General features: G+C 38.4%; 10 protein-coding genes and 9 tRNA genes. 2 read left to right on the top strand and 17 right to left on the bottom strand.

From position 1 onward, the window contains the following. Nucleotides 1–19: 19 nt before the first annotated feature. The 4 genes from I6F44_RS05170 to I6F44_RS05155 form a co-directional block, all read right to left on the bottom strand. Nucleotides 20–1,081 carry an alkaline phosphatase D family protein gene (locus I6F44_RS05170; protein ID WP_121954565.1) on the bottom strand — a complete coding sequence of 354 codons (1,062 nt, stop codon included), beginning with the start codon at nucleotides 1,079–1,081 and terminating at the stop codon, nucleotides 20–22. Beyond that, complete coding sequence (locus I6F44_RS05165; protein WP_121954566.1) at nucleotides 1,078–2,205, bottom strand: alkaline phosphatase family protein; 1,128 nt, start codon at nucleotides 2,203–2,205, stop codon at nucleotides 1,078–1,080. The genes I6F44_RS05170 and I6F44_RS05165 overlap by 4 nt, the downstream gene beginning before the upstream one ends. Nucleotides 2,206–2,278: 73 nt before the next feature. Beyond that, a complete protein-coding gene (locus I6F44_RS05160) occupies nucleotides 2,279–4,648 on the bottom strand; it encodes a TonB-dependent receptor domain-containing protein (protein WP_197173390.1) in 2,370 nt (789 codons plus the stop codon). Nucleotides 4,649–4,856: 208 nt separating this feature from the next. Further along, nucleotides 4,857–5,900 (bottom strand): alkene reductase, encoded by a 1,044-nt coding sequence (locus I6F44_RS05155; protein ID WP_197173389.1) that lies wholly within the window; start codon nucleotides 5,898–5,900, stop codon nucleotides 4,857–4,859. A gap of 236 nt (nucleotides 5,901–6,136) precedes the next feature. Between I6F44_RS05155 and I6F44_RS05150 the strand changes: the two genes are divergently transcribed. Further along, nucleotides 6,137–6,526: a DUF2750 domain-containing protein gene (locus I6F44_RS05150; RefSeq protein ID WP_007585609.1), complete on the top strand. Its 390-nt coding sequence runs from the start codon at nucleotides 6,137–6,139 to the stop codon at nucleotides 6,524–6,526. A gap of 68 nt (nucleotides 6,527–6,594) precedes the next feature. On the opposite strand, the gene I6F44_RS05145 is transcribed toward I6F44_RS05150, so the two are convergent. Together I6F44_RS05145 and I6F44_RS05140 are read right to left on the bottom strand one after the other, a co-directional pair. After that, nucleotides 6,595–7,464, bottom strand: coding sequence for an alpha/beta fold hydrolase (locus I6F44_RS05145; RefSeq protein ID WP_024590476.1), 870 nt, complete (start codon nucleotides 7,462–7,464; stop codon nucleotides 6,595–6,597). Between the two features lie 105 nt (nucleotides 7,465–7,569). Beyond that, the gene (locus tag I6F44_RS05140; RefSeq protein WP_197173388.1) at nucleotides 7,570–8,895 is read right to left on the bottom strand and encodes an OprD family outer membrane porin; all 1,326 of its coding nucleotides are present in this window, start codon (nucleotides 8,893–8,895) and stop codon (nucleotides 7,570–7,572) included. Nucleotides 8,896–9,553: 658 nt separating this feature from the next. Here I6F44_RS05140 and I6F44_RS05135 point away from each other — a divergent pair. Further along, complete coding sequence (locus I6F44_RS05135; RefSeq protein ID WP_197173387.1) at nucleotides 9,554–12,232, top strand: CHASE domain-containing protein; 2,679 nt, start codon at nucleotides 9,554–9,556, stop codon at nucleotides 12,230–12,232. 70 nt (nucleotides 12,233–12,302) lie between these two features. On the opposite strand, the gene I6F44_RS05130 is transcribed toward I6F44_RS05135, so the two are convergent. From I6F44_RS05130 to ybgF, 11 genes are all read right to left on the bottom strand, one after another. Further along, a tRNA-Ser gene (locus tag I6F44_RS05130) sits at nucleotides 12,303–12,392 on the bottom strand. A 175-nt stretch (nucleotides 12,393–12,567) separates the two neighbouring features. Further along, nucleotides 12,568–13,608, bottom strand: a complete 1,041-nt coding sequence (gene nadA / locus I6F44_RS05125) for a quinolinate synthase NadA (protein WP_007580396.1) — start codon at nucleotides 13,606–13,608, stop codon at nucleotides 12,568–12,570. A gap of 141 nt (nucleotides 13,609–13,749) precedes the next feature. Then, nucleotides 13,750–13,825: transfer RNA gene (locus tag I6F44_RS05120), tRNA-Lys, on the bottom strand. Between the two features lie 63 nt (nucleotides 13,826–13,888). After that, nucleotides 13,889–13,964, bottom strand: a tRNA-Lys gene (locus I6F44_RS05115). A gap of 82 nt (nucleotides 13,965–14,046) precedes the next feature. Next, nucleotides 14,047–14,122, bottom strand: a tRNA-Lys gene (locus I6F44_RS05110). A 24-nt stretch (nucleotides 14,123–14,146) separates the two neighbouring features. Then, a tRNA-Lys gene (locus I6F44_RS05105) sits at nucleotides 14,147–14,222 on the bottom strand. Nucleotides 14,223–14,305: 83 nt separating this feature from the next. After that, nucleotides 14,306–14,381: transfer RNA gene (locus I6F44_RS05100), tRNA-Lys, on the bottom strand. 84 nt (nucleotides 14,382–14,465) lie between these two features. Next, nucleotides 14,466–14,541, bottom strand: a tRNA-Lys gene (locus I6F44_RS05095). An 84-nt stretch (nucleotides 14,542–14,625) separates the two neighbouring features. Further along, nucleotides 14,626–14,701 (bottom strand) — tRNA-Lys (locus tag I6F44_RS05090). 70 nt (nucleotides 14,702–14,771) lie between these two features. Continuing rightward, nucleotides 14,772–14,847 (bottom strand) — tRNA-Lys (locus I6F44_RS05085). 226 nt (nucleotides 14,848–15,073) lie between these two features. Next, entirely contained in the window at nucleotides 15,074–15,823 is a 750-nt protein-coding gene (gene ybgF / locus I6F44_RS05080; RefSeq protein WP_024590479.1) for a tol-pal system protein YbgF, read from the bottom strand. Nucleotides 15,824–15,829 lie beyond the last annotated feature (6 nt).

The following is a 15,829-nucleotide window of genomic DNA, read 5'->3' as shown; positions in this document are numbered from 1 at the left end:
ACTGTGCGTAGTAGTGAGTTTATTTATAAGGGCTAATACTTGATAAACTAAAGTCACTTTGCATTATTACTTCGCCATCAATGCCTTTTAATTTAAGTGAAATAGTGGGGTCAATTTGCTGCCAGTCTATGCTTAAATCACCATAATTTACGTTATGAGTAAAATTCCCTACTCGGTGTTTGTTAGGGCTTACATCTTTCCACTTTTCAGTTAAGCCAGAGCTGGTCATCTCAATTAATGGGTAATCAAGGTTTTGCTGATACTTTGATACTTCACCCCAGTGCGTATCGCCGCTGATGATCACTACCCCATTTACTTTATGCTTTTTAATCAATGCAAATAAACGGTTTCTATCTTCAGGAAAGTTTGCCCATGACTCCCAACCTGTAAAATCGGGTAAAAGCTGTAAGCTTGAGGCAATCAATTTTATTGCAGCAGGCTTTTTAAGCTCTTGTTCAAGCCATTGCCACTGGGCTTCACCTAGCATTGATGCGCCCTTTACTTCACTGGGACTATACGGGCCTTGGTTATTTAACTTACGCTTAGTGTAGTATTCAAGCTCACCTACATGGTTTAGCGCATCACGGTTCCAACGTAAATCAGGCATTATTACTTGTATGGTTTGCTCATTTTCACCATACATGTACGAGGTATAAATTCCATCAGGACGAGTGCGACGCGCTGAGTTTACAGGTTCATCCCAAAAATTAAGCATAATTTGGCGTGATTGCTCTTTATGCGGATACTCTTTACCTGCATCGTTTTGGCCATAATCGTGGTCATCCCACATGGCAATGATAGGCGTTTGCGCTTTTAACGTTTTAAAACCAGGCTTTGCCTCTAAACGTTGGTACTTATCGGCAAGTACATCCATATCGTTGGTATCGCCGTAAATATTGTCACCCAAAAATATAAACAAATCCCCCTGCTCTTTGTTAATTGCATTAAATATGGGTATGTTTTTATCTTGATGCCCACACGAACCAAATAGGATTTTAGATGGCGCGGCATTAACACTCGCGCTAATAACCAAACTCAACACCAAGGCAGATAGGGTTAATGGTTTTAATAGATTCTTCATTTTAAAATCTCGCTAATAGCAGGCGCCATATTTGAATTTATTTCATTTGGGTTCTGCCCAAGAGCCTTTAAAACGGTCGCCGCTATTTGCGCTTGTTTAAGCTCATTTTTAGTTTTAATTAAGCCACTACCTTTTATTGCGGGGCCAATGGCTGCAAGCCAAATATGTTCAGAGCCGACAATTCCTTCTGGGTCGGTATTTTCACCTAACTCTAGCTCAGCAAGTGCACGTTTAGAGCTGTGATGTTGCCAATCATTGGCATTATTGCCACGGCCGTGATCAGTAGTAATAATTAGTGTGGTGTTATTTTTATAACCCGCTGTAGTTTGAATAGTTGCCCATAAGTCTTTTATAAAAGCGTCACTTTGCCTTGCCGATTTAAGGTATTGATCGTAATGACCATCATGCGCAAAGTCATCGGTTTCGCCTAAACTTATCACTAACAACTTAGGCTTTTTAGCCAACATATACGCTTTAGCAAAGCGATATGTAAAACTGTCTAGTCGTACGTTATACCAAGGACTGGGGATTTCACTTTGTAGCGTATTTAACAGCGGCGCATCGGTGAATAAATTCTCTTCAATTGACATAAAACCTGCATTTACATACACGTTACTGCGCTTAGTATTTACAATGTATGGGAATACATCCCAACTACCAAATAAGGCAGTGCTATCTTTAAACTCAGGTAACTTATCTAAACGCTCTAAAATAGTTTTATTTGGGTTGAGCACTTTGTTGTTACTATTTATACTTTCGTCAACTTCACCGGTGAGTATTTCGTTGTAACCAGGGTATGAAAAATACCACGGGTTACTTACCGACATATTAGAGCCGTTAGCTCTATCGCCAATTATAATCCCTTTTTTAGCCACTACTTGCGTTAAAAAAGGCATAAGTAATTGCTGGCGCTCATTTGTTGTTTTTGCCCAAAATTGTCTCTTTAATTGCTCAGGCTTTTTAACAAAATCAGTATTATTAATTAAGCTATTATCAGCCCCATTAAATACTTCTTGCCAGCGTACTCCATCAAGCGTTACCAGCACTACATTTTGCGCTGCTGTTGCAAAGCTGCTCGCTAATACACTTAAGCTAAATAGTGTTACTTTTATAATTGTTTTCATCGCGTTTGCGCCCTTTCATATAATAAAGCCCATCAATGATGGGCTATATTTTAATTCAATTACTAAAACCTAATTAAAAGTCAGCGGTCAATGTAACTGCCGCAGTGCGAGGCGCACCAATGTAATAAGTAGCGCCGTTACCGGTACCACCTGCTAAGTAGCTTTTGTCAGTAACGTTATAAACAACAAACGATACGTCAATGGCTTTAAACGGGCCGGCATCTACGTCAGTTGAATAACCTGCATTAAAATCAAGTACGGTGTAGCCGTCTACTTTATTGCGGGCGCGGGTGTCTTCGTCTTGCCATGCACCTAAACGCTCGCCGGTGTATTTAGCCGATAAACCAACACGAAAGCCATCGCTAAAGTAATCGGTAGATACCACAAATAAATCCTCTGATGAATCTATTATGCTGTCGCCTTTTCTAAAGCTTGGTGCTACCTCATTACCACTTTCATCTCTTAATATTACGCCTTGTGAATCGTATGCATTTGGATCATCGGATGAATACTCAGAACTGCTATTAGTATACGACGAGTACACGCTCCAGCTTGGTGTTAACATATAGCTTGCTGCAAGCTCGAGCCCATTTGAGTCAATACCCCCTACATTTACGTACGAGCCATTTGTGCCAATCGTGTAATCAATGCCGTCTGTGCCACTACCAGGCGCAATAAAGGTAATGCGGTTATCAAATTTAACACTGTAAGCCGTTGCTGTAAGGGTTAACCTGTCGGCTTGGTAACGTACACCAAAGTCGATATTGTCGGCAGTTTCTGGCTCTATGTTTGTAAGTGTTGAGCTATCTCGCTCAAGTACACCGTCTTTTATTGCTGAAAAATTCTCGCTGTAACTGGCAAATAATTCTGTGCTGTTATTTAGCTGATACAATACACCCCCGCTAAATAACACGTCTGAGTCGCTATCTACTTTATCTGATCTTTCGTTAGCAAAGTGGTCGTACTTTTGTAATTCAACTAAATATTGTTTTGCACCAATATTTAATGTTAAGTCACCAAAATTAATCGAGTCTTGTAGGTACCATTTGAATGTATCGGTATCAAAAGTGTTTTTGTATTGTGTCCAGTAAGGCGTGCTATCAAAGTGATGATAAATACGCGCATCAATTACTTTGTGCCAATCACGCGATTCTTCACGCTCGCTTTGCTCATACCAAAAGCCCGCTTCTATATCGTGATCACCAAATGTCGCTTGGTAATTTGCCGTTACACCTAAGCGATCTTTGTTGTAATGCGTATGGCGGTAAGACATGACAGGTGTTGCTGTTGCATCGTAACACGCAGGGTTTAAACCAGGACCCGACTCCCATGGCCAGCTCAAACTTTGCGTACAATCGGCATTTGGTGCAAGCGGGTTGCCTTCACTATCAGCAAAACCATAAGAGCCTGCATTAGTGCCACCTTGCGTTGTTGGGTCGCCATTTTCATCAACGGGCGTTGTTAAGTAAGGTGGGATCCAATCGCCGCGACCTGAATTTTTATGATAATAAGGGCTAACAGTTAATAATGAGCTTGGCGAAATCGCATACTCAAACTTTAAATAACCTAAGGTGTTTTCACGAAGTGTGCCCCAACCTTCTGCAAACATTTGGTCAAAGTGCGGAACTCCCGTCCAATTCCATGTTAACTGATCCCACTCTGGTGTTTGTTCAAACTGCTCAAGGCTTACGCTGTTATAGTTAGTCTCGCTTACATCATCGTAAGATAAACGACCAGTAAGTGTTAAATCGTCAAAATTAGATACAAACTTAACCTCAGCATGTTGATTGTCTTTACCGCCATTACTGCCAGAACCAATCCAGCGGCTTGTATCTGTTTGCGAGTAACTTACGTAAGCTTGTGTGTTATTAAAAACAGTGCCTGTTTCGTGTTTAATGTAATAACGCGTGGCATCGTGGCTGCCTGAGGTATAAGCAAAGGTAGTGCCTTTTTCAAGGCTTGGGTCTTTACTTACAAAGTTAAATGTCCCGCCTAGTGCTTCAAGTGAAGCCGACTTAATATCAGACGTACCTTGACCTACTTCTACCGTTGCTAAATTTTCACTCTCCAAGTAACGGTTAGCTTTAGCACCACCGCCGTAATTAGAGCCACCATTGGGAATGCCATCAACGGTCATACCTAATTGTTGTTGGTTTCCATCAATACTAAAACCACGCATGGTGATTGTAGTAGACCAATCGTCGCCACCAAATGCATCACCTTCATTTATGCTAATACCCGGTAAATTATCAATAACCGATAATATGCTCGATACCGAACTTTGTTGCTCAAGCATTGCAGGCTCAATAACATTGTTAGCGTAGCTCGTTGGTTTAGCAACCACGGTTACTTCTTCTATGGTGTCATTGTTAGCATAAGCAGATGTTGATACAGCCATGGCAATAGCCATACTCAAAAGCGATTTATTTTTTAAAGCGTACATTGTTGTCCCGTTTAGTTTTAATTATGAAATATGAAAACGAGCACAGTATGAATTTTAAATATGACAACGAGGATGAACTTTATTTACATAAAGATTAAACAAATATGGAATATTTATGGCGGGAATATGTACAAAAAAAGACACCCAAAGGTTTAGCTTCGGGTGTCTTAATAACTATTTCTTAATAACTAAATATAATAATTAGCTGTTATTTTAATTCAGCTAGCATTTCATCGCTGTACGGTACTAACTCTTCACCGTTTGCAACCTTGCTAATATAATCTGGATTTGCAATAAGTGGACGACCAATAGCGATTAAGTCAAACTTTGCATCGTTAATAGCCTCTTTTGCTGACTCAAAACTATAACTACCTACACCTACTAATGTACCTTTGTAGCCTGCACGTAAAAATTCAGAGATGCTTTTGCCTTCAAGCGAGTCAAAGCGCATGCTGTCATCAAAAATACCGCCGTGTAAGTACGCTAATTCTCTGCTTTCAAGTTCTGTTAATAAGTAGTCAAATACCGCTTTATCGCGGCTATCTTCGCTCATATTAAAGTAAGCACCCGGTGTTAATCTAAGTGCAGTACGATCAGTGCCTACAGCAGCAATAACCGCATCGGTTACTTCTAGTGCAAAACGCGACATATTCTCAGGCGTTTGGCCGTATTCGTCGCTGCGTGTATTTGCAGCGTAATGTAAAAATTGGTCCACTAAATAACCGTTAGCACCGTGAATCTCTACCCCATCAAAGCCTGCTTCAATTGCGTTTTCAGCAGCTTTTGCGAAATCAGCAACTAGACTTTTAATATCATCAGTAGTGGCTGCTTTTGGTGTGATGTATGTAAGCTCACGCATACGAGGGACAGAGCCTTCAACGCCAATTGCTGATGGAGCAAGTACATCGCCATCAAAAAAGTGAGGGTGTGCAACACGGCCAACATGCCATAGCTGTGCAAACATTTTGCCGCCATTAGCGTGCACAGCGTCAGTTACTTTTTTCCAACCTTGAATTTGCTCGCTGGTAAATAAACCCGGAGTATTTGGGTAACCTTGTCCGTCTGGACGAATAATAGTTGCTTCGCTAATAATTAAACCGGTTTCGGCACGGCGAGCATAATATTCAACCATATCTTGTGTTGGCACTAAGTTATCATCAGCCATGCATCGTGTTAGTGGCGCCATAAGTACGCGGTTTTTAAGCTCAATCGTGTTATTTAATTTAAACGGAGCAAGTAGATCAGTTGTCATTTTTCAATCCTTCATTAAGTATATGCTTACTACAATGTGGCCTTTTTGCAAACATTCAAGTTTATTTTGAATGATCGCTCAAATTAGTGAGAAATTATACTGATCAATCTACAAATTAGATCTGCATTGCTGAAATTAAATAGCAACTTTTCAACACTCTGTCATATAACTCGATATACTTGTGTGCATATAATTTAGATATATTAATATCAATAGTAATTAAGAGTGAGCTAATTATGACAACGCCAAATTTAAGCGAAGAACACGCAGTAATTTTAGGACTTGGAGCAAAAAAACGCCTAGCCTATATGTTCGAAACCGTACAACAGTTCAAGCAAGTATGGATTTTAAACGATGATGATGGCTGCGTTATGCTTGCCAACGAAGATGACGACTGTGTTCCTGTTTGGCCAACTCGTGAATTTGCAGAAGCATGGGCAACTGGCGAATGGGCTGGCTGCAGCGCTAAAGCAATCCCACTTGCTGACTGGTTTAGTCGCTGGACACCGGGTCTTGAGGAAGATGACTTACTTATTGCTGCCTTCCCTACAGAGGAAGATGATGGCACGATATTGTTTTCAGATGAGTTTGAAAAACAATTAAAAGCGCCAAAGCAAAAATATTAAGGCTCAGAGACCAAATACTCAGAGTTCTAAAATTTATAAACGCGGCACTTAATTTAGTAGCCGCGTTTTCATTTGCAATATCTAAAATTCAAATAAGCCTGCGTAATTGCATCTGGATTTTCTACTTGCGGATAATGCCCAAGCTCTACAAACTCTTGTACGCGCGCATTGGGAATAAGCTTTTTATAATGCTCAATCATGTACTTACCAGAGATGGGGTCTTCTGCGCCTGCTATAAACGTAAGTGGTATATTGCTATTTATGATGGCACCAACCCAGCGTTCTCGGTTTTGCTGCCTCTGCTTTATATAACTAATGAGTTTGGGCATTACGGCTAAGCCATCTTTATAAATTAGCAGCTCCCAAAGTGTGTCTACCACTTGTTTTGAAGGCGGTGTACTCTTACCAAAAATAGTAAGTAGATTATTGCCAAATTTTTGTTTATTCATTAATTTTGGCACTATCCAACCTAGCTTTGAAAGTAAAAGCTTTTGTATAAATAATGGTTTGTGCACTTCTGGAAACAGTCCACCATTTAAAAAGCAAACACTATTGATCGTTATGGCACTTTGATTATGTACTTGCCTTGCTAATAACTCTTGAGCCACTGTATCGCCATAGTCATGAGCTAAAATATGTACGTCATTAATATTTAACGTTTTTAAAAATTGAGTATATAAGTCGGCTTGTTCGGTAATTTTATAAGTAGCGTTTATTGGTTTATCTGACAAACCAAAACCTAGCATATCGAGCGTAATTACAAAATAATGTTCACTAAGCGTTTGCCACATACCTTCCCAATCCCAGCTAGCACTTGGAAAGCCATGTATTAAAAGCAGCGCAGGCTTACTTATATCGCCAGCTGTTTTAGTAAAAATTTGATGGCCACTAATTTGAGTAAATTGACCCTGTGATTGCCACTGTTGAAGAGAAAACATATATTAGCTTTATTTTTATTATTTATTTGTTAGTTTTATCATAAAGGTAATTAAAAAAGGAAATAAAACCAATGTATAATTTGCATTGGCTTATTAAACGTCATTTTAAAATTTAATAGTGTAATCTACATAAACTCGGTGGTCGGCTCTGTCGCCTTTAACACCATCAACACTGCCTAACTTTTCGGTTGTATAATCTACAAATAACCAGCGCAAACTTAAGCCTTTTATTTTCTCAACTTTATAGCGCGTATCTACAGCCCAATATTTTTCGTCAGCTGTGCCAGCTAACTTACCCAGCGCAGAGTTTTCAGCATCGCTACCGCTTGTGTAGTAAAACTTTGTTGTTAAACCTGGCGATACTGCTTTTAAATCAATACCAAAACGTGCCTGCCACGTTACCTCGTTTTGATTTGTTAAATCGGCACCAATCAATGAGCGAGTTGGAAATGGGTTTGTACCATGGTCGCCACTGAAATTATCTTCAATCCAAGCATCACTTACTTTAGTAAATGCCGCACCTACACTCCAAATATCTTTTTTCCAATCAGCATCTAAGTAATAGGCAAATCCATCGTTTTCACTTTTAGTTAAACCTGTTAAAGCGCCAGTTGCATCTTCATCATCTAAATCGCCGCCCTCTGCGCCTGTTACAAATAAATCACCATCATCTTGTGAGGTAAATATGCCAGTTGAAAGGGTTAACTTACTTTGCTCAAGTTTAATGTCGTAACTGATTTTTAATCCCATTTTACTTAGATAATTGTGAGAATTTAAATATTCAGCCTCTAATATTAGATTGTCTTTTTTATGCGTAGCACCTACGCCCCAAATTACGTTAATGGCGCCTGTTGCCGATTGATCGGTAGAAAAGTCTTCCCATCTATCATCGTGTCGACGGCTCCATTTATCGTAAACGTAACCGTATAATTTAGTGTTGCCAATTTTGTAATCACCAAAAACACCTCTAAAAGTATTAGGAATAGCCCGACTCCCAGAGCTTTTAAGCAACATACTTTTGGTTTTTTGCCCACCTACTTTAACGTGACCGTTGTTGCCCAATTTAAAATATAAAAAATATTGTCCAAATTTAGAAAAGCTATCGTCAACTCCACCGCTCTCATTACCTGCTGGCAAAATATTACCTGCGGCTGAACCCGTAGAATTAATATCCATCACGGTGTAAGTCGATACACCCACACTCACTAAATCGTTTATATAACCCGATGTGTAATTGAGCTCTATACCTTGAGCAAAAGTTGAATCGTCACTTGCGTCGTTATCGTAGTCACGGTCAAAATAAATTGATCTAAGTTTTATATTAAATTCATCTTGTTCTGTCAGCCCATTAAGAGCGGCATACGAAGGAATAGAAATACATGTTAATACTGCGCCTGTTGCCGCAAGTAATTTAGATACTCGGTGAGCCATAGTTATCTCCGTTACCTTGTTTTGTTTAAGTTTTAACTGTGCAGTGCATAGCAGCGTGTATTTTTTCGACCTACACGGTAAACATGTCATAAGGTAATTACATTTTAAGTAATCACGTTTTCTTTCACGCTACTAAAATATAGAACAATATAAGTTTTTAATGTTTTAATTTTCATATTATAAAATATTAAGTGTTTGTTTTGTTTCGGATGAATTATAAAAGTAAGGTGAGCATCGTCTCTTGCTCGCTCGTACCTATAGCGATAGTTCCCTTTAAAAGCGTCATAATATTGGTTAAATTTTACTTTATTTAAACTTACCAAAGTAAAGTTATAAGCAAAAACTAAAAGCTATCCGTTGTTTTTTGAGCACCTAATATTCACTAAAAAATCGATAAATATAAAAATCAGCACCTTTATCTAATACTTTTGTTGCTCGCTATAAAGTAGCAAAGAACATAAAAATTATTATATTTATATGCATGTTCGTCTTATCTTGGTGAGTAAAATCAACTTTTTATATTACATCTACTCTAAACCTTTATAAAATATATATATTCTAATTAATAACAAAGTTGTATCCTGAATAATAAGTGCTATATTTATTTCGATGATAAAACAGATATACTGTCAGTATATTAATAATAAAGGATGAGTTAATGTTTTCAGGACGACCGGTTAGTAAAAGGTTATTAATCTCGGTGCTTACTCATGCTATTTTTTTCATCAGTGGTATTGTATTAACTTACTTTGCCCACGCTGCACATCAAGATGCTGTTAATAACAAAATAAATGAAGCCCTCAACAACCGCCTTTCTTCACTCTCAACAGGCGTTACTAGCAGATTCGACTTATATAAATATGGGCTATACGGTTTAAAAGGATTTATACACGGCATTGGCGTTAATAATTTAAGCTACCAAACAATTTCCAATTACTCTAACAGTCGCAATTACGCCCAAGAATTCCCTGGAGCAAATGGTATTGGCTTTATAAGAAAAGTAAATGCCGAAAACTTAGCTCAATTCTTAAAAACTGCAAAATCCGATCGACCTAACCAAATATTTAAACTAAATAAATTAGCTAACGAAAGTGATGAGCACTTTATTATTCAGTATATATTTCCTGAGCAAAGTAATTCACGGGCTCTAGGACTCGATATTGCATCGGAAAGTACACGTAAAAAAGCAGCATTAAATTCTGCAATTAATAACCAAGTTCAATTATCGGCGCCTATTACGTTAATCCAAGCGGATAACAAATCGCAACAAGGCTTTTTAATTTTACTACCAGTTTATAAAAATATTATTATTCCAACTGATAAAATCCAGCGTTTAGAGCAATTAATTGGATGGACTTACTCCCCTTTATTAATAAACAATATTTTAGACTCTCTTTCCCAAGCTGATGAAAATAAGCTAGTCATTAGCGACATAGGTAACAACGTTAAAACTGACTTTTTTAGCTACGGCATTAAAAGCAACTCGGCTGATTATCAGTTAAATAAAGTAATTAAAGTGATGGGAAGAACATGGGAAATCACACTTAGTGCTTCAGACACATTTATTGAATCACTACACTTACCGAGTAAATATCAAGCTATTGTCAATGGTGTTTTTTATACCCTTATTTGTATGTTTATAACTTTAATAATTCAGCTGTTTTTTTACCGTAGAGCACAAAGAACACAGCGAAGAATTATCAAAGCTAAACAAAATAAGCATATGCTGCAGCAAACAAATTTAAAATTAGAAAAAGAAGTAAAATTACGCACTAAAGAAATTGCCGATATAAGTATGCTTCAACAAAGTATTTTAAACAGTGCCAGTTACTCTATTATTGCGACCGACATAAATGGCTTAATTACTTTGTTTAATCCCGCCTCTGAAAAGTTATTAGGCTATAAAGCGCAAGACGTTATTGGAATTGAAAACCCGGGTATTTTTCATTTAAAAGAAGAAATTATAAAAAAAGCCAAACAGCTTAGTGCAGAGTTAAATGAACCTGTTTTCCCTGGTTTTGAAGTGTTTATCTTAAAAGCAACTTCTACAGAGCCTGATATCAATCAGTGGACATACATTTCTTCTACAGGCGAGCACATACAAGTTAATATAAGTGTCACCTCTTTATTAAATAACGAAAATGAAATTGTTGGCTATTTGGGTGTAGCATACGATTTGACCGAACAAATTAATCACGAACAAGCTCTCGGACATGCTAAAGAATTAGCTGAACAGGCATCACAAGCTAAATCTGAATTTTTAGCAAATATGAGTCACGAAATACGCACACCTATGAACGGCATACTAGGTACATTACAGTTACTGCAAGAACAGCCATTGAATGAAAAATCAAAAGAGTATTTAAAAAAATCACTTTATTCGACCCGCTCACTCACCACTATTATTAATGATATCCTCGATTTTTCTAAAATTGAAGCTGGGAAGCTTTCATTAGAATATAAATCATTCGACCTTTTTGAGCTTATTCACCACTTAGAGTCTGATCTTGGCCTGCAAGCCAGTGATAAAAATATATATCTCAAATTTATAATTAATATTGAGCATAAGTATTGGGTAGGCGACCCCGTTAGACTCAGACAGATATTTTTAAACCTAATATCTAATGCGATTAAGTTTACGTCGCAAGGTGGCGTTACAGTAACGTTTAAGCTAACCGACGAAAACAAAATATGTTGTTGTATATCAGACACCGGAATTGGAATTTCTGAGCAGGCTATAGAGCGATTGTTTGAGCGCTTTGAACAAGCAGAGCAATCAACTACGCGTGAATATGGCGGTACAGGTCTTGGCTTACCTATTACTAAATCATTAATAGGTTTAATGAGTGGCGAAATTAAAGTAACAAGCCAATTAGATTCAGGTAGTCAGTTTTATGTGTACTTACCATTAAAACAAGCACAGATTGATGAAAGCACATTAATAACAAAAAATGTTGAGCTTCCTGACCTATCTGGAAAAACTATTTTATTAGCTGAAGATAATAAAATAAATCAGCTTGTTGCATCTGCGATGCTTGAGCCTACAAAAGCCACCATTATTATTGCCAACAATGGTTTAGAAGCAATCTCATTATACGAGTCACACAAGCCAGACATTATTTTTATGGACATTCAAATGCCTAAAATGGATGGTCTTCAGGCATGTAAAAAAATTAAGGCGCTTAATAACGAACAAATTGTTATCGCGTTAACTGCTAATGTTTTTACAGAGCAAAAAGAAATATACAGGCAGTTATTTGATGGTTACGTTTCAAAGCCAATTGAAAAACATGAGCTTGTCGGCATGTTATCAACACTCTATTTAGTTAATAGTTAGTCATTGCGAAGGCATTAAAAAACCCAGTTACTAATACCTTTCGATATTAGTAACTGGGCTCTAAGAATAATGGTGGAGGGAGAGGGATTCGAACCCTCGTTAGGGATAAACCTAAACACACTTTCCAGGCGTGCGCCTTCAGCCACTCAGCCATCCCTCCACAGTGCTGCAATTGTGTAATGCAACAGCGCGCTATAGTATGAAATAGACCCTTAAGGTGCAAGGCATTTTTAAATATGAGCCTTTAAATGCTTACTTATCAAGCAATAGCTTATCTATAGGCACAAAAAACGGCTAAATCTAAGACCTAACCGTTTTAATTTATACTTTTAAAATTACTTAGCCATGCTCGCAGTAAATTCAAGCATGCGATTAAGCGACTTAAGTGCGCCTTCGCGTAAATCCATATCAACGAATACTTCTTTACCTTTAGGGCTTATGAGGGCTTCCTCAATCGCTTTTAAGCCATTCATTGCCATCCAAGGGCAATGTGCGCAACTTTTACATGAAGCGCCCTCACCTGCCGTTGGAGCCGCAAAAAACTCTTTATCTGGACATAGTTGCTGCATTTTATAAAAGATGCCGCGATCGGTTGCTACAATAAACTTTTTATTGTCCATTGTTTGCGCAGCTTTAATTAATTGGCTCGTAGATCCAACCGAATCGGCAAGTGCAACAATTTCTGCTGGTGACTCAGGATGAACTAATACGCCTGCATCTGGGTGTAGCGCCTTCATATCTTTTAGGGCTTTAGTTTTAAATTCGTCATGTACAATACATGCGCCATTCCACATAAGCATATCAGCACCGGTATTTTTTTGAATATAACTACCAAGGTGCTTATCTGGGCCCCAAATGATTTTTTCGCCTTGCTCATCAAGGTGCTCTACTATTTCAAGTGCACATGATGAGGTTACAATCCAATCTGCACGCGCCTTAACTGCGGTAGAGGTGTTTGCATACACAACCACTTTACGGTCAGGGTGCTCATCACAAAACGCTGAGAACTCGTCTATCGGGCAACCAATATCTAGCGAACACGTCGCTTCAAGCGTTGGCATAACAACCGTTTTATTTGGCGTTAAAATTTTGGCTGTTTCGCCCATAAATTTCACGCCCGCGACGATGATCATATCTGCATCGTGACGTGCACCAAAACGCGCCATTTCTAGCGAATCGGCAACGCAGCCGCCAGTTTCTTCAGCAAGTGCTTGAATTTCAGGATCGGTATAATAATGTGCAACAAGTACTGCATTTTTATCTTTTAGTAATTGTTTTATACGCGCTTTATATTCGCCTTGCTCGTCATTTGTTAACGGTGCTGGCTTAGGGGGGAAAATATAACCTTCAGGCATAATAGTTTGAGCTAGACTCATGTTCTCGACCACTTATCTACAGTGCATTAATTAGGGCGAATTATACGAGAATATAAACACAAATAACAGCAAACTAGTAAAGCTGTTTATAAAAAATAGAATGGGAATTTAAAAAAGAATATAAAGGAAAGTATTAGAGAGTGGTGGGTCATGATGGATTTGAACCATCGACCAATTGATTAAAAGTCAACTGCTCTACCAACTGAGCTAATGACCCGCTCTAATATAAATCTGCTTTGTAAAAAGCTGCGTAAATCCGCCGATTAAAACTTTCATAGAATGGTGGGTTATGATGGATTTGAACCATCGACCAATTGATTAAAAGTCAACTGCTCTACCAACTGAGCTAATAACCCAATCTATGCGCTTATTCAATTATGAATGAAGCTTACGTAAATCCGCCGATTGATACCAAACACTATTCATAAGAATAAAGAATGGTGGGTCATGATGGATTTGAACCATCGACCAATTGATTAAAAGTCAACTGCTCTACCAACTGAGCTAATGACCCGCTCTTATATAACTTTTCATAGAATGGTGGGTTATGATGGATTTGAACCATCGACCAATTGATTAAAAGTCAACTGCTCTACCAACTGAGCTAATAACCCGCTCTATGCACTTATTCAATTATGAATGAAGCTTACGTAAATCCGCCGATTGATGCCAAACACTATTCACAAGGAATAAAGAATGGTGGGTTATGATGGATTTGAACCATCGACCAATTGATTAAAAGTCAACTGCTCTACCAACTGAGCTAATAACCCGCTCTATTGTTGCGTTTAAATGCAACTTACTACTTTACGTAAATCCGTCGATTGGAACCAATCACTATTCAAAGGAATAAAGAATGGTGGGTTATGATGGATTTGAACCATCGACCAATTGATTAAAAGTCAACTGCTCTACCAACTGAGCTAATAACCCGTTCCAGTTGCTAACTTATTTCTAAGTTAAAGCCTGCGTAAATCCGCCGATTGATGCCACACACTATTCACAAGGAATAAAGAATGGTGGGTCATGATGGATTTGAACCATCGACCAATTGATTAAAAGTCAACTGCTCTACCAACTGAGCTAATGACCCGCTCTGACGTTGCGTTTTATAACAACTTAGTATTCTACGTAAATCCGCCGATAAAAGACCATTCAAAGAATGGTGGGTTATGATGGATTTGAACCATCGACCAATTGATTAAAAGTCAACTGCTCTACCAACTGAGCTAATAACCCGCTCTTTTTGTCGCATTTCGAGTGGGGTAACCATTCGTTTGCTGCGGGCGCTTATAATACTTATTTATAAAATGAGTGCAACCGAAATTGTCTCTTTTTTTAAGTTTTTATGTCTAGATGCACAAAATTAAACCGTTTGTGCTCAAACTACATGCAAATCCAAGATTATTCGAGAGTTTCCATGTAGTTTGCTCGCCCTAACTAGAAATTTAATCGCTAGTGAACTTTAGTTTCCTAAACGATCAGTTGCTAGTTTTGCAGCGGTTGTACTTGGGTATTGATTGATAAGATCGCTCAATATTTTTTGTGCTTGCGCCGCTGAACCTTGATCTTGTAAAAGTGTGCCTAACTTTAGCATTGCATCTGGACGTTTATTAGAATTTGGAAATTCGTTCACAACGACTTTAAAGTGCTCTACTGCTTTTACACCATCATTTTTAATAGTAAGCAACTGCCCTAACCAATAATGCGCATTAGACGCATAGACAGAGTTTGGGTAGGTAGTTAAAAACGTTTGAAATTCAGGAATCGCTTGGTCATAGCGTTTATCTTTCATTATTAACGCAACAGCGCGCTCATAGGCTTCGTTTTCAGATAAGTCACTGCTATAGGTCTGTGCATTGCTTTGTTGCGTGTAATCAGTTGCGGGAGCTGCTGCTGGCTGTGTATAAGCCTGGCTCACGCGGTTTTCAATTTCTTGATACAACTCACGCTGACGCTGCAGTACTTTTTCAAGCTTGTAGCTTTGCTCTTCGGTTACACCTCGAATTTGGCTTACTTCGTCTTGTAACAAGTTAAGCTGTTGCTGTAACTCAACTTGCAAAAAGTTACGCTGTTGCATCATATTCTCAAGCGACGCTAATCGCTTCTCAATACTTGATTGTGAACTCGCAGCTTCTGAAACAGGAGCGGGAGCAGCCATTAACTGGGTGCTCCCGCTCAATATCATGGCTGCCAAAATAATTTTCGGCTTCATAATATC

Source organism: Pseudoalteromonas sp. NZS11_1 (genome assembly GCF_015864275.1).
Taxonomy (GTDB): domain Bacteria; phylum Pseudomonadota; class Gammaproteobacteria; order Enterobacterales; family Alteromonadaceae; genus Pseudoalteromonas; species Pseudoalteromonas arctica.
Note: the sequence above shows the minus strand (reverse complement) of the source record. Positions and strands in the feature narration are given on the sequence as shown.

Excerpts from the sequence above, each read along its gene's own strand:
- I6F44_RS05170 (WP_121954565.1), bottom strand. The coding sequence starts at position 1,081 with ATGAAGAATCTATTAAAACCATTAACCCTATCTGCCTTGGTGTTGAGT.
- I6F44_RS05165 (WP_121954566.1), bottom strand. The coding sequence starts at position 2,205 with ATGAAAACAATTATAAAAGTAACACTATTTAGCTTAAGTGTATTAGCG.
- I6F44_RS05160 (WP_197173390.1), bottom strand. The coding sequence starts at position 4,648 with ATGTACGCTTTAAAAAATAAATCGCTTTTGAGTATGGCTATTGCCATG.
- I6F44_RS05155 (WP_197173389.1), bottom strand. The coding sequence starts at position 5,900 with ATGACAACTGATCTACTTGCTCCGTTTAAATTAAATAACACGATTGAG.
- I6F44_RS05150 (WP_007585609.1), top strand. The coding sequence starts at position 6,137 with ATGACAACGCCAAATTTAAGCGAAGAACACGCAGTAATTTTAGGACTT.
- I6F44_RS05145 (WP_024590476.1), bottom strand. The coding sequence starts at position 7,464 with ATGTTTTCTCTTCAACAGTGGCAATCACAGGGTCAATTTACTCAAATT.
- I6F44_RS05140 (WP_197173388.1), bottom strand. The coding sequence starts at position 8,895 with ATGGCTCACCGAGTATCTAAATTACTTGCGGCAACAGGCGCAGTATTA.
- I6F44_RS05135 (WP_197173387.1), top strand. The coding sequence starts at position 9,554 with ATGTTTTCAGGACGACCGGTTAGTAAAAGGTTATTAATCTCGGTGCTT.
- nadA (WP_007580396.1), bottom strand. The coding sequence starts at position 13,608 with ATGAGTCTAGCTCAAACTATTATGCCTGAAGGTTATATTTTCCCCCCT.
- ybgF (WP_024590479.1), bottom strand. The coding sequence starts at position 15,823 with ATGAAGCCGAAAATTATTTTGGCAGCCATGATATTGAGCGGGAGCACC.